Annotated in this window: 12 protein-coding genes; 6 read left to right on the forward strand and 6 right to left on the reverse strand. The window is 72.9% G+C overall.

Annotation, left to right across the window (positions count from 1 at the left end; all coding sequences use genetic code 11):
* Window positions 1-163: 163 nt before the first annotated feature.
* A complete protein-coding gene (locus ABZV00_RS20770; protein WP_355608590.1) occupies window positions 164-1030 on the reverse strand; it encodes an aminoglycoside phosphotransferase family protein in 867 nt (288 codons plus the stop codon).
* A 276-nt stretch (window positions 1031-1306) separates the two neighbouring features.
* Between ABZV00_RS20770 and ABZV00_RS20775 the strand changes: the two genes are divergently transcribed.
* Window positions 1307-2572, forward strand: coding sequence for an AGE family epimerase/isomerase (locus ABZV00_RS20775; protein ID WP_355608593.1), 1266 nt, complete (start codon window positions 1307-1309; stop codon window positions 2570-2572).
* Entirely contained in the window at window positions 2569-3516 is a 948-nt protein-coding gene (locus ABZV00_RS20780; RefSeq protein WP_355608596.1) for a carbohydrate kinase, read from the forward strand. Before ABZV00_RS20775 ends, ABZV00_RS20780 begins: the two co-directional genes overlap by 4 nt.
* Before the next feature lie 102 nt (window positions 3517-3618).
* Here ABZV00_RS20780 and ABZV00_RS20785 read toward each other — a convergent pair whose 3' ends face one another.
* The 3 genes from ABZV00_RS20785 to ABZV00_RS20795 form a co-directional block, all read right to left on the reverse strand.
* Entirely contained in the window at window positions 3619-4599 is a 981-nt protein-coding gene (locus ABZV00_RS20785) for a LacI family DNA-binding transcriptional regulator (protein ID WP_355608725.1), read from the reverse strand.
* Window positions 4600-4671: 72 nt separating this feature from the next.
* On the reverse strand, window positions 4672-6051 hold the full coding sequence (locus ABZV00_RS20790) for an FAD-dependent oxidoreductase (protein WP_355608599.1): 1380 nt from the start codon (window positions 6049-6051) through the stop codon (window positions 4672-4674).
* A gap of 23 nt (window positions 6052-6074) precedes the next feature.
* Window positions 6075-7211 carry a glutamate--cysteine ligase gene (locus tag ABZV00_RS20795; RefSeq protein WP_355608602.1) on the reverse strand — a complete coding sequence of 379 codons (1137 nt, stop codon included), beginning with the start codon at window positions 7209-7211 and terminating at the stop codon, window positions 6075-6077.
* A 212-nt stretch (window positions 7212-7423) separates the two neighbouring features.
* Here ABZV00_RS20795 and ABZV00_RS20800 point away from each other — a divergent pair, with 212 nt between their 5' ends.
* From ABZV00_RS20800 to ABZV00_RS20815, 4 genes are all read left to right on the forward strand, one after another.
* Entirely contained in the window at window positions 7424-7717 is a 294-nt protein-coding gene (locus ABZV00_RS20800; RefSeq protein ID WP_355608605.1) for a DUF6412 domain-containing protein, read from the forward strand.
* Between the two features lie 99 nt (window positions 7718-7816).
* On the forward strand, window positions 7817-8572 hold the full coding sequence (gene yidC / locus ABZV00_RS20805) for a membrane protein insertase YidC (RefSeq protein WP_355608607.1): 756 nt from the start codon (window positions 7817-7819) through the stop codon (window positions 8570-8572).
* A gap of 71 nt (window positions 8573-8643) precedes the next feature.
* Entirely contained in the window at window positions 8644-10053 is a 1410-nt protein-coding gene (locus ABZV00_RS20810; protein WP_355608610.1) for a carbohydrate-binding protein, read from the forward strand.
* Between the two features lie 149 nt (window positions 10054-10202).
* Window positions 10203-11591 (forward strand): cellulose binding domain-containing protein, encoded by a 1389-nt coding sequence (locus ABZV00_RS20815; RefSeq protein ID WP_355608612.1) that lies wholly within the window; start codon window positions 10203-10205, stop codon window positions 11589-11591.
* A gap of 43 nt (window positions 11592-11634) precedes the next feature.
* Here the strand turns inward: ABZV00_RS20815 and ABZV00_RS20820 are convergent, their stop codons facing one another.
* On the reverse strand, window positions 11635-12306 hold the full coding sequence (locus tag ABZV00_RS20820) for a DedA family protein (protein ID WP_328419924.1): 672 nt from the start codon (window positions 12304-12306) through the stop codon (window positions 11635-11637).
* Between the two features lie 97 nt (window positions 12307-12403).
* Window positions 12404-13018: a DUF1349 domain-containing protein gene (locus ABZV00_RS20825; protein ID WP_355608615.1), complete on the reverse strand. Its 615-nt coding sequence runs from the start codon at window positions 13016-13018 to the stop codon at window positions 12404-12406.
* Window positions 13019-13031 lie beyond the last annotated feature (13 nt).

Here is a 13031-nt window from a genome sequence, read left to right on the forward strand (position 1 = left end):
ACCGCAACCGCGTGCGGCTCGCAACCGCGTGCGGCTCGCAACCGCGTGCGGCTCGCAACCGCGTGCGGCTCGCAACCGCGTGCGGCTCGCAACCGCGTGCGGCTCGCAACCGCGGTGCAGCTCGATAACCAGATATGGGGCAGCTCGACAGGGCGGTGGGCGGTCACTGCTCGTCAAGCAGCCAGCGGACCACCTCGAGCTGGTGCGGAAGCACCGCGTCCCCGTCGATGCTCCAGGCCAGCGTGTGCCCGATGGTCCAGCCTCGGACTCGCTCCCGGTCCAGCCCCAACTCGGCGTTGAGCCGGTCCAGCCGGTGCCGGACGGCGGCCGGCGAGTGGCCCAACTCCCGGCCGCGCACCATCGGCACCACCGAAAACTCCCGCTCGCCGGTCAGCGGCTTCGGGTCGATCACCAGCCACGGTTCCCGGTCGGCGGCGAGCACGTTGCCGGCGTGCAGGTCCTGGTTGACCAGCACCTGCTCGCCCTGGCTCGATGCCAGCCCGGCGAGCAGGGCGAGCGCGGCGTCGAGCAGCCGCCGCTCGTACGGCCGGCCGGCCCGTTCCCAGGCTTGGGGCATCCGGTCGATCCAGCCGGCGGCCTCCTCGGCCAGTGGGGTGAACGGCGTGCCGGCCGGGCGCCACAGCCGGGGCAGCAGCCCGGTCAGCACGTCCAGCGCCCGATCCATGGGCAACTCGTGCAGTGCCGTCCCGGGCCGGCAGCGCTCCACCAGCAGCGCCCGCCGCTGCGGGTCGTGGTCGAGCAGCCGGATCGCCCCGTCGCCGTCCCACCGGGCCAGCGCGTCGGCCTCGTGCCGGCTCTCCCCATCCGGGAACTGGAGCTTCAGCACGGCCACTGTGCCGTCGGGCAGGTCGGCGGGGAGCGCCAGCGAGGCGAAGGCGTACCGGAAGGGTGGCCCGAGTCGCAGCGACCACCGTTCGGCGCACTCCGCCAGCCGGCCGGGGAGCGTGGCCAGCCAGTCCCGGCCGGCGGGTGATCCGCGTACCCAGTCGAGTCCCTCGGGCAGCTCCATCCGGCCATCGTGGAGCATCCGCGGCCGCGCGGCTGGCCCGGGTCGTCGCGGTGCCGATGTGATGTGGCAGGGAATTGACAGCCGACGGGTGCCGGAGCAGGGTGGGGGTCGAGACAACGATGTCAACGGGCAAATGGGAGGAATCGTACTCATGATCCTTCCCGTGACGCGGCCGGCCGGTTCGCGGCGTCCCGTTGGCGGTTTTCCGGCGCGGACCCGGTCCGCCCGCCGATCCTGACCGTATGTCCCTTTCCTACCCGACGGTGACCAGCTGAGATGACCGACGTGCCCCGATCTGACGCCGAACTGACCCTCGCCCCGGCCGGGGCGCCCGAACTGCCCGACCTCGAAGAGTTCCTCGCCGACCAGGCCCGTGCCCTGCTCGACACGGTCCGCCGCGCGGTCCGGCCCGAGGGCGGCTTCTGGTGGTTGACCGACGACCGCACTCCGGACCCCACCGAGCCGCTGCACACCTGGATCACCTGCCGGATGACCCACGTGTCGGCCATCGCCTACCGCAACGGCGACCCGGACGCCGCCGCCCTGGTCGACCACGGAGTCGCCGCGCTCAGCACACTGCTGCGCGACGACCGGTACGGCGGCTGGTTCAGCGCCGTAGACCAGCAGGGGTCGCCGACCAACGAGCGCAAGGCCGGGTACGACCACGCGTTCGTGCTGCTCGCCGCGTCCGGCGCGGCGCGCGCCGGACGGCCCGGCGCGGACCGGCTGCTCGCCGACGCGCTGACCGTGGTGCGGGACCGGTTCTGGGACGACGAGGCCGGAGCGGTCCGCGAGTCCTGGAACCGGGACTGGACGGTCACCGAGGATTACCGGGGCGCGAACAGCAGCATGCACATGGTCGAGTCGTTCCTCGGCGCGGCCGCCGCCACCGGCGATCCGAGCTGGACCGACCGGGCCCTGCGGATCGGCACCCACCTGGTGCACGGGGAGGGTGCCCGGCACGACTGGCGGCTGCCCGAGCACTTCACCGCCGACTGGGAGCCCCTACCCGACTACAACCGGGACCGGCCCGCCGACCCGTTCCGGCCGTACGGCTCCACCATGGGGCACTGGCTGGAGTGGGCCCGGCTGCTGCTGGAGCTGGAGGCGGTCCTGCCGCAGCCGCCGCGTTGGCTGCTCACCGACGCCCGCGCCCTGTTCGCCGCCGCCGTGCGACGTGGTTGGGCGGTCGACGGCGCCGACGGCTTCGTCTACACGATCGACTGGGACGACCGGCCGGTGGTCCGCTCCCGGATGCACTGGGTGGTGGCCGAGGCGATCGGGGCGGCGATCACCCTGCACCGGCGCACCGGGGACGCGGTCTACGCCGACTGGTACCGGGTGTTCTGGGGATACGCGCGCCGCTACCTGATCGACGACAGTGGGTGGCGGCACGAGCTGGATCCGCAGAACCGGCCCGCCAGCACGGTCTGGCACGGCCGGCCGGACGTCTACCACGCCTACCAGGCGGTTCTGCTGTCCCGCTCGGCCGACGGGCTCGGCGGCCCCGGCCCGCTCGCCCCGGGCGAGGTGCCCGCGTGATCGTGGTGGCCGGCGAGGCCCTGATCGACCTGGTGGTCTCCGCCGAGGGCGAGCGGGCGGTGCCGGGCGGCTCGCCGGCGAACGTGGCGGTCACTCTGGCCCGACTCGACCAGCCGGTGCGGCTGCTGGCCCGGCTCGGCGCCGACGGGTACGGCAAGCAGCTCACCGAACACCTGACCGCCAACCGGGTGGACCTGGGGTGGGCGGTCCGCGCCGAGCAGCCCACCTCGGTGGCGGTGGCCACCCTGGACGCCACCGGGCAGGCCAGCTACGAGTTCCGGTTGATCGGCACGGCGGACTGGCAGTGGACGCCGCAGGAGCTGCCCGAACTGGCCGGGACGTTGGCGACCGCCCTGCACACCGGGTCGCTCGCGCTCGCATTGGCGCCCGGCGCGCAGGTGCTGGAGGACCTGCTCGCCCGCGAACGCCGCCGGGACGGGCTCACCGTCTCGATCGACCTCAACCTGCGTCCGGGCATCGTCACCGACCGGGCGGCGGAGCAGGCGAGGGTGGAACGGCAGGTGAGCCTCGCGCACCTGGTCAAGGCCAGCGACGAGGACCTGGCCTGGCTCTACCCGGACCGGACGGTGTCCGACGTGATGGCCGGGTGGCGTGCGGCCGGGGTGTGTTGTGCAGTGGTGACCCGGGGCGGGGACGGTGCCTGGCTGCTCGCCCCGGACGGGTCGATGCACGAGGAGCCGGCGGTGCCCACCACAGTGGTCGACACCGTCGGCGCCGGCGACGCGTTCACCGGCGGCCTGCTGGCCGCGCTGGCCGACCTCGACGCGCTCGGTGACCGACCGGCCGGCCGGCTCGCCGCGGTAACCGCGGAGCAGTGGGCCGCAGTGCTCCGCCAGGCCGCAACAGTGGCCGCGCTCACCTGCGGCCGCCGGGGTGCGGACCCGCCCCGCCGCGCCGAGCTCGACTCCCTGCTCGGCGCCTGACTGTGGGGTCGATCATGGAGTTGTGGTGGGCGTTTGACCGCAGTTCGCGGCATACGCGAGGCACCACAACTCCATGATCGACGCTGGAGAGGGGGCTGCGCCTCAGGCGGTCGGTGGGGGCAGGCCTCGGCGCAGCAGCCGGGTGGGGAGCACCGTGGTTGACGGTGGCGAGTTGTCGCCGGCGATCCGCTGGAACAGCCGCTCGGTGGCGACCCGGGCAAGCTCCCGGGTGTCGTACCCGACGACGGTCAGCGGCCGGGGCATCAGGTGGGCCAGCTCGAAGTCGTCGAAACCGGCCAGTGCGGCGTCGCTGCCTCGCCGGTGCAACTCCTGCAGTGCACCGACGGTGAGGCGGTTGTTGCCGCAGAAGAAGGCGGTGGGCGGGTCCGGCAGGTCGAGCAGCTCGGCGACGGCCCGCCCGGCTTCCTCCGGTGCGATGAGCCGGTCGCGGACCAAGGACTCGTCGGGCTCGATCCCGGCGGCGGCCAGCGCCGCCCGCACGCCGGCCAGCCGCTCGCGAATGGTGGGCACGGTAGGCGCACCGAGCAGGACACCCACTCGGCGGTGCCCCTCGTCCAGCAGCGCGCCGACCCCGGCCCGGCTGCCGCCCTGGTTGTCCAGCAGTACGGCGTCCGCGAGCAGCCCCTGCGGCGGCCGGTCCAGGAAGACCACCGGCATGCCCAGCTCGACCTCGCGGCGCAGGAACGAGTGGTCCAGGCCGGCCGGCACCACCAGCAGCCCGTCGACGCGGCGCTGGGTGAAGTCCTGGAGCAGGGCGCGCTCCCGCTCCGGATCCTCCTCGGAGGAGGCGGTGATCAGCATGGTGCCGTGCTCGGCCGCGATGTCGGCGGCGACGCTGGCGATGGTGGCGTAGAACGGGTTCGCGATCTCCTCGATGAGCAGACCGACGGTGGCGTTGAGCTGCCGGGAGCGCAGATTGCGGGCGATGTCGTTGCGCCGGAAACCCAGCTCGGTGATGGCGGCCAGCACCCGGGCGACCAGCTCCTGACCCACCGGCTCGTCGTTGACCACGCGAGAGACCGTCTTCAGGCTGACCCCGGCGCGTCGGGCCACGTCGACCATCGTCGGGCGGCGGCGCGCGGCCGGTCGGATCGGGGTCTGGGTCACGGGATGGTCCTCCACGGCGGACGCGGGTCAGCGGCTGGCGGCGGCCAGCACGTCGACCGCTTTTCGGGCGGCGATCAGCACCGGGTCCCATACCGGCGCGTACGGCGGAGCGTAGCCCAGGTCGAGCGCCGTCATATCGTCCACCGTCATGCCGTTCCACAGCGCCACGGCCAGCGTGTCGATCCGTTTTGCCGCCTCGGACCAGCCGACGATCTGCGCGCCGAGCAGCCGCCCGCTGGGTCGCTCGGCGATCAGCTTGACGGTCATCGGTCGGGCACCGGGGTAGTAGCCGGCCCGGTTGGTCGACTCGGCGATGACCGAGACGAAGTCGAAGCCGGCCTCGGTGGCGTCCCGCTCGCGCAGCCCCGTCCGGCCCACCTCCAGATCGCAGACCTTGGTGACCGCCGTGCCGATCACGCCCATGAAGGTGGCGTACCCGCCGCCGATGTTGATCCCGGCCACCCGGCCCTGCTTGTTGGCGTGTGTGCCCAGCGGCACGTGCACCTGCATCCCGCTGACCCGGTGCAGTGTCTCCACGCAGTCGCCGGCCGCCCAGACCCCGGGCAGCCCGACCACCCGCATCCTGCGATCCACCCGGATCCCGCCGGTCGGCCCCATCGGCAGCCCGGCCGCCTCGGCGAGCGCGGTGTTGGGGCGTACGCCCAGACCCAGGACCACGACGTCGGTCGGGATCGACCCCTCGGCGGTGACCACCGCGGACACCCGGCCGTCCCGCTGCTCCAGGCCGTTCACGGACAGGCCGGTGCGGATCGTGACGCCCAGGCCGCGCATCGCGTCGGCGACCAGCTCGGCCATGTCGCCGTCCACCGTCGACATGGGCTGGTCGCCCCGCTCGACCAGGGTGACGGAGAGGCCGCGCTGGATCAGCGCCTCGGCCATCTCGACGCCGATGTACCCGCCGCCGATCACCACCGCCCGGTGCGGCTGCGGCTCGCCGTCCAGCCAGTCGCGCAGCTCCGCTCCGTCGTCGAGGGTCTGCATGCCGAACACGCCGGTCACGTCCGTCTCCGCCCACGGCGGCTTCACCGGCACCGCGCCGGCGGCGTACAGCAGCTCGTCGAAGCGCTCGCGGACCTCGTCGCCCTGCTCCAGGTCCCGGGCGACCACCTCGCGGCGCTCCAGGTCGATCGCGACCACCTCGTGGCGTATCCGCACGTCGATGGCGAAATCGGTGCGGAACGTCTGCGGGTCCCGGGCGATCAGCTGCTCAGGGTCGGGCACCAGGCCACTGATCCAGTACGGAATGCCGCATGCCGAGTAGGAGGTGAAGTGCCCCCGTTCGAAGACCACGATCTCCAGGTCCTCGCGGCCACGGCGGCGTCGGGCCTGGGACGCCGCCGACATTCCGGCGGCGTCCCCACCGATGACGATCAGTCTTTGCGCCACGGAACCATCCTGTCACGCGGTGATCAGCCGCGGGTCTGTCGCGCCACGTCCTGCACGACGTCGGTGAGCCGCCCGGCGCGGGCGAAAACCGCGCGCTGCCGCGCCGCGCCGGTGCCGTGCCGGCGCAGCTCGCCCAGCAGGTCGGTCACCTCGGCCCAGTCGTCGTGCTGCTCCAGCGCGGGTCGCATCCGTTCCACGAACCGGTCCAGCAGCTCCCAGGCGGGGCGCAGCTCGCCGGTGGTGACGTCGACGCCCTCGCCCTCCAGGCCGTCGTGGGCGGCCCGCCAGTGCGCGCCGACCAGCAGGTGGTGGTCGGTCTGCAGCGCCGGTCGGTCGGCCTCGACGTCCGCCATGGCGGTGGCCACCAGGGCCCGGACCAGCGCGGCGACCAGCACCGCGTCGTCGACGGACGGGCAGACGTCGCCGATCCGCAGCTCGACGGTCGGGTACTTCGCCGACAGTCGGGCGTACCAGTAGAGCATCCCCTCGTCGAGCATCACCCCGCTGGAGATCAACTGGCGGATCAGCCGCTGGTAGTGCTCGTGCGACTCCAGCCACGGCGTCGGCGCCACCGACGGCCAGCGCTCCCACTCCACCGAGCGCCAGCTGGCGTAGCCGGTGTCCTCGCCCCGGGCGAACGGGGAGTTGGTGGTCACCGCGTGCAGCATCGGCAGCCAGGGGCGGACGTGGTTGAGCACCTGCACGCCGGTCTCCGGGTCGGGGATGCCGACGTGTACGTGCATGCCGTTGTTGCCGGGGCCGGGGACGAGCAACCGGAACCGTTCGATCATGCGGTCGAAGCGGGGCTTGTCCACCACCGGCGGCACCGGGCCGTCCACCGGGCCGGTGCCGATGGCCAGCAGCCGTACGCCGGCCCGCTCGGCGGCGTCGGCGAGCGCCCGGCGCAGCACGCCGAGGGAGTGCCGGATCGAGGAGAGCTCCAGGCCGGGCGGGCTGCCGATCTCGATCTGGCTGGTCTGGAACTCCCGCTCCACCTGCCCGCGCAGCTCCGCCGGCACCTGCTCCAGGACGAGGTCGACGGCGGGCACCGCGGCCCCGGTGTGCGGGTCGACGAGCAGGAACTCCTCCTCGACACCCACGGTCAGCAGTTCGGTCCCCGCGGTCGTCTCGTGCGGCATCTCCGCCAACTGGCCGGTCATCGACACCACCGTCCGTTCCTGCCGGTCGCGGTCCGTCCGCGTCGGTCGGTCGTTTGGTTACCCACAGTGGCGATGCCGGGAAACGTGGTGGCGGCGCGTCGCACGTCGCACCTGGCGTGTCGGCCGGCCGCTGGATTCGGGTACGCGCCTCGACCGCACACCGGGCCCGCGATCCGGCCCGCCGACGTGACACCGGGTCCTAGGCTGATCCCGTGCCGGTGCCGCTGGGGTTCGTCTGGGTCGCGTGGATGTCCGCGTTCGCCCAGGTCACCCTGCTTGCGGACCGCCCGACTGACCTGCTCGCCGGTGCCGCGTTGACCACCCTGGCGCTGCTGGCCGCGCTGCTCGCGGCGCGGGTGCTGGGCCGCATGAGCCCGCCGGGCACCGGGCGACGCTGGGTCGGGCTGCGCGCCCGCTCCCGTGGTCGCCAGGTGCCCCGACAGGTCGACCCCGACGCCGCCGGTCGGCCCCGCCCCCGCGCGCCCGGTCACCCCTCGGCCGCGTAGCGCCACGCCGCCGCGCGGCCGATCCCGCCGTCACCGGTCCTCCCGCCGGGCTAACGCCGCCGGGAGGACCCCACCGGAATCGGACCCGAGGGGTTTCCCATGCTCGCCTTCGCACCACTGCACGGCGCGGTCGGCGCCGCCGGCACCGCGCTTTCCTGGCTCACCGATCTGCTCGAACCGCTGGCCGGCGGCATGGCGACCGCCGCCGCCATCGTGCTGTTCACCATCGCCGTCCGGTTGCTCATCTCGCCGCTTACCGTCGCGCAGGTCCGCGGCGAGCGGCGCCGCGCGGCGCTCGCCCCGCAGGTGCGCGACCTGCAGCGGCGGTACGCCGACGACCCGGCGAAGCTCCAGGCCGAGGTGTTCGCCCTGTACCGCTCGGCCGGCGCCAACCCGATCGCCGGCTGCCTGCCATTGCTGCTCCAGGCACCGTTCCTGCTGGTCCTGTACCGGTTGTTCAGCAGCACCGAGGGCGGCACCGGGCTGCTGGAGGAGCGGTTGGCCGGGGTGCCGCTCGGCCATCATCTCGGCGACGGACTTGCCGGCGCGGCCGGTCCTCTCTTCGCCATCCTGTTGGCCGTGCTGCTGCTGTTGGCCTGGTGGTCGTCCCGGCGGGCACGCCGGGCGTCGGCGGCGGTCGGCACGGTGGCCGGTACGCCCACCGAAGGGCCGGGTGCCGCCACGCTCGCCCGGTTGCTGCCCCTGCTGCCGTTCACGACAGTGCTGGTGGCGCTGGTGCTGCCGCTCGCGGCGGTGATCTACCTGGTGACCACGACCGCCTGGTCGGCACTGGAGCAGGCAGTGCTCCGGCGCCCGCAGGCGGCTCCGGCGAGCGTCGACATAGATCGACCTTGACAACTGTCACGGTGGGACGTACAACTCTGAGAGAGCGCTCTCTCGACCCGTCCCCGCAGAGAGGCACGTCCATGCCACCTCCTCCGGCGGTCACCGCCGCCCCGCCCGTCCGACGCCGCCTGCGGCTGGCGTCCGTCCTGCTCGTCGCCACCACCACCGTCCTGGCCGGCATCACCGTGACCGCGCAGGCCGCCGTTCCGCCCCCCGCCGCCGGCTGGAGCACGGTCTGGAGCGACGACTTCACCGGCGCGGCCGGCGCCCTGCCGTCGGCCGCCAACTGGATCATCGACACCGGGCACAACTACCCCGGCGGCCCGGCCAACTGGGGCACCGGCGAGATCCAGAACTACACCGCCAGCACCGCCAACGTCAGCCACGACGGCGGCGGCAACCTGCGGATCACGCCGCTGCGCGACGGTGGGGGCGGCTGGACCTCCGCCCGGATCGAAACCGTGCGCAGCGACTTCAAGGCCCCGGCCGGCGGCGTGCTGGCCATTGAGGGCCGGATCCAGATGCCGAACGTCACCGGTGCCGCGGCGGCCGGCTACTGGCCTGCGTTCTGGGCGCTCGGCGCGCCCTACCGAGGCAACTACCAGAACTGGCCGGGCATCGGCGAGTTCGACGTGATGGAGAACGTCAACGGCATCAACTCGGTCTGGGGCGTGCTGCACTGCGGCGTCGCCCCCGGCGGGCCGTGCGACGAGTTCAACGGCATCGGCGCGTCCCGGGCCTGCCCGGGCGCCAGCTGCCAGTCCGCGTTCCACACCTACCGGTTCGAGTGGGACGCCTCGATCACCCCCCAGCAACTGCGCTGGTACGTCGACGGGCAGCTCTACCACACCGTCACCCAGAGTCGGGTCGGTGAACCGGCCTGGTCGCAGATGACCTCGCACGCGGGCTATTTCCTGCTGCTCAACGTGGCTATGGGCGGGGCGTTCCCGAACGGGGTGGCCGGCAGCGGCACGCCCACCGCGGCGACCGTCCCGGGTCGGCCGATGCTGGTCGACTACGTGGCGGTGTACCGCCGTGGCGGCGGGACCACCCCGCCGCCCACCACCCCGCCGCCGGGCGGGACGAGGGACGCGTACGGGCAGATCGAGGCCGAGTCGTTCAACGGGCAGAACGGAGTGTTCGTCGAGGCGTGCGCCGAGGGCGGGCAGAACATCGGCGCGCTGCGTAACGGCGACTGGGTGCGCTACGACAACGTCGAGTTCGGCTCCACGCCGGCGCGGGACTTCGTGGCGCGGGTGGCATCCGGCGCGGGTGGCGGGGTCAGTGGCCTGGTCGAGGTGCGGCTGGACAGCCCGACGGCGGCGCCCATCGGCAGCTTCGCGATCGGCAACACCGGCGGCTGGCAGAGCTGGCGCTCGGTGCCCGGCAACGTCGGCGCGGTGACCGGCCGGCACGCCGTCTACCTCACCTTCACCAGCGGCCAACCGAACGACTTCGTCAACGTCAACTGGTTCACCTTCCGCCGCTGAGGCGGGCGCCTTTCGGGTCTCCCGTCGCGTCGCCGCGCGGCGGGAGGCCCGAACATCCGCGGCAACCCCTGGACAGAAACAGTTAACTGTCTTAATAATTAGCGCCAACGTTGACGTCCATGGATGCCCGCCCGGGCGTGGAGGGTCGCATGAAACCTGCCAGATCCCTTGTCCTGTCCCTGGTCACCGCGCTCGTCGCGACGCTCGGCGCGGCCTGGGTCGCGCTGCCGGCGTTCGCCGCCGGGGCCACCGCCAGCTTCGTCAAAACCGCCGACTGGGGCTCCGGCTGGGAGGGGAAGTACACCATCACCAACGGCGGCGGCTCGACCATCAACGGTTGGAGCCTCGCCTTCGACCTGCCGGCCGGCACCACCCTCGGCAGCTACTGGGACGCGCTGCTCAGCTCCGCCGGCCAGCGGCACACCTTCACCAACCGGTCCTGGAACGGCAGCATCGCCCCTGGTGCCTCGGTCTCCTTCGGTTTCCTGGCCAGCGGCTCCGGCTCGCCGACCGGCTGCCAGCTCAACGGCGCACCCTGCGGTGGAGGCACCCCGCCCACCACCCCGCCACCGACCACGCCACCGCCGACCACCCCGCCACCGACCACGCCGCCCCCGACGAACCCACCGCCCACCGGTGGACTGCCGAAGCACCTGCTCACCGGCTACTGGCACAACTTCGACAACCCCGCCGTGGAGCTGCGGCTGCGCGACGTCCCCGCTGACTACGACCTGGTGGCGGTCGCCTTCGCCGACGCAACCGCGACGCCGGGCGCACTCACCTTCGGCATCGACCCCGGGCTGTCCGCCGCGCTCGGCGGCTACACCGACGCCGACTTCACCGCGGACGTGCGCACCCTGCACGACCGGGGCAAGCGGGTGATCCTCTCGGTCGGTGGCGAGGCCGGCCGGGTCACGGTCAACGACGCCGCCTCGGCCACCGTGTTCGCCGACACGGCCGCCGCGCTGATCGCCCGCTACGGCTTCGACGGGATCGACATCGACCTGGAGAACGGGCTCAACCCGACGTACATGGCACAGGCGCTGCGCGCACTGCGGGTCAAGGTCGGCGCGGGCCTGATCATCGCGATGGCACCGCAGACCATCGACATGCAGTCCCCGGCCGGCGGCTACTTCAAGCTGGCCCTGGACATCAAGGACATCCTCACCGTGGTCAACACCCAGTACTACAACTCGGGGGCGATGCTCGGCTGCGACCAGAACGCCGCGTACGCCCAGGGCACGGTGAACTTCATCGTCGCGCTGGCCTGCATCCAACTGGAGGCCGGACTTCGCCCCGACCAGGTCGGCCTCGGCCTGCCCGCCGGACCGGGCGCGGCCGGTGGCGGCATCGTCGCGCCCAGCGTGGTCAACGCCGCGCTGGACTGTTTGGCCCGGGGCACCAACTGCGGCAGCTTCCGGCCGCCGCGCACCTACCCCGGCATCCGTGGCGCGATGACCTGGTCGGTGAACTGGGACGTCAGCAACGGCAACGGCTTCGCCCGCGCGGTGGCGCCGCACCTGGACACCCTGCCCTGACCGGTCGGCGTCCATCCGGGTTGGGCTGAGCGGCGACGCGGGATCAGCGACCGGCGGTCACCGACCGCCGGTCGTCGCGCGTCCGGCGTCGGCGCATCTTGCGAATCACCCACCAAACCACCATGACGACGAAGATCGCGACGATCCCGTAGTTGAACCAGTCGCTGTACCGCTCGACGTCCTGCCAACGGCTGCCGAGCGCGTAGCCGGCTCCGACGATGAGGGAGTTCCACACCCCGCTGCCGATCGTGGTGAGCAGGATGAACTCGCCCAGCGGCATCCGGTTCGCCCCGGCCGGCACGGAGACGAGGCTGCGGACCACCGGCACCACCCGGCCGATCAGCACCGCCCAGCGGCCGTGCCGCTCGAACCAGCGGTCGGCCTTCTCCAGGTCGTCACGATCCACCAGCGGGATACGGTCCAGCCAGCGCTTGAGCCGCTCCTCGCCCAGCGCCGCGCCGAGCCAGTAGAGCACCAGCGCGCCGACCAGCGAGCCGACCGTCGCCGCCAGCACCACGAGCACCACATTGAACCGGCCCTCGCTGGCCAGGTAGCCGGCCAGCGCCAGCACGATTTCGCTGGGGATAGGCGGGATGATGCTCTCCAGCGCCACCAGCAGCGCCACACCGACCGGCCCCATGCTCTCGATGACGCTGGCCACCCAGCCGGTCAACCCAGTGAACTTGGACGGGTCGACATTCTGGGCGAGCGCCATGATCGTCCTTCCGTGTCGGCTGCCGGGGATCGGATGGTCATACCCCGTCGGCCGAGGGGCACACCTGCCGGTGAGCCGGGCCACCATGTCCTGGCGGTCAGTGCTCCGGGTGCAGCGCGGTGTCGGCCGGTCCCTGCCGCCAACCGGTGAACACCACAGTCAGGCCGGCGCGGACCGGAGAGCAGCAGAACGGGCCGGCCATGGCCTCGACCGCCGGGTCCAGCGGGGCGAGCCGGACCAGTCGCCACGGCTCGCCGTCGGCCCGGGCCCGGACGGTCAGTGCGTTGCCGGCGCGGCTGACCCGGACGGTCACCTCCCGGCCCGCCCACTCCGGCACCGGCGCAACCGACCAGTCGGAGAACTCCCGGGTCACCACCGCACCGAGCTGGAACTCGCCGTCGCTCAGCTCGACGCCGGCCTTGACCCAGGTGCGTTCGTCCACCCGGACCAGCGCGCCGGCCTGGTCGAACTGCCCGCTGAGGTCGAGCCGGAAGCTCACCTCCATGGCGCTGCCGACCGGCAGCGGGGCCAGCAGGGCGGGGCCGTTGTCGTGCACGAACCCGTAGCTGGTCCGCCGCCAGAAGTCGCTCTCCGCCGCCGGTTCGACGACCAGCTCACCCGCCGGGCCCTCCTCGGCGCGGACCGGCTGGTGCAGCCAACCGCCCCGGGCCCAGTCCAACGGTTGGCTCGGCGGTACGAGGTCGATCTCCATGACCGGCACCGTA

Source organism: Micromonospora sp. NPDC005173 (assembly GCF_040608515.1).
GTDB lineage: Bacteria > Actinomycetota > Actinomycetes > Mycobacteriales > Micromonosporaceae > Micromonospora.

Coding starts and splice junctions, on each gene's coding strand:
- ABZV00_RS20770 (WP_355608590.1), bottom strand. CDS start 1,030: ATGGAGCTGCCCGAGGGACTCGACTGGGTACGCGGATCACCCGCCGGC.
- ABZV00_RS20775 (WP_355608593.1), top strand. CDS start 1,307: ATGACCGACGTGCCCCGATCTGACGCCGAACTGACCCTCGCCCCGGCC.
- ABZV00_RS20785 (WP_355608725.1), bottom strand. CDS start 4,599: ATGGTCGACGTGGCCCGACGCGCCGGGGTCAGCCTGAAGACGGTCTCT.
- ABZV00_RS20795 (WP_355608602.1), bottom strand. CDS start 7,211: ATGACCGGCCAGTTGGCGGAGATGCCGCACGAGACGACCGCGGGGACC.
- yidC (WP_355608607.1), top strand. CDS start 7,817: ATGCTCGCCTTCGCACCACTGCACGGCGCGGTCGGCGCCGCCGGCACC.
- ABZV00_RS20810 (WP_355608610.1), top strand. CDS start 8,644: ATGCCACCTCCTCCGGCGGTCACCGCCGCCCCGCCCGTCCGACGCCGC.
- ABZV00_RS20815 (WP_355608612.1), top strand. CDS start 10,203: ATGAAACCTGCCAGATCCCTTGTCCTGTCCCTGGTCACCGCGCTCGTC.
- ABZV00_RS20820 (WP_328419924.1), bottom strand. CDS start 12,306: ATGGCGCTCGCCCAGAATGTCGACCCGTCCAAGTTCACTGGGTTGACC.
- ABZV00_RS20825 (WP_355608615.1), bottom strand. CDS start 13,018: ATGGAGATCGACCTCGTACCGCCGAGCCAACCGTTGGACTGGGCCCGG.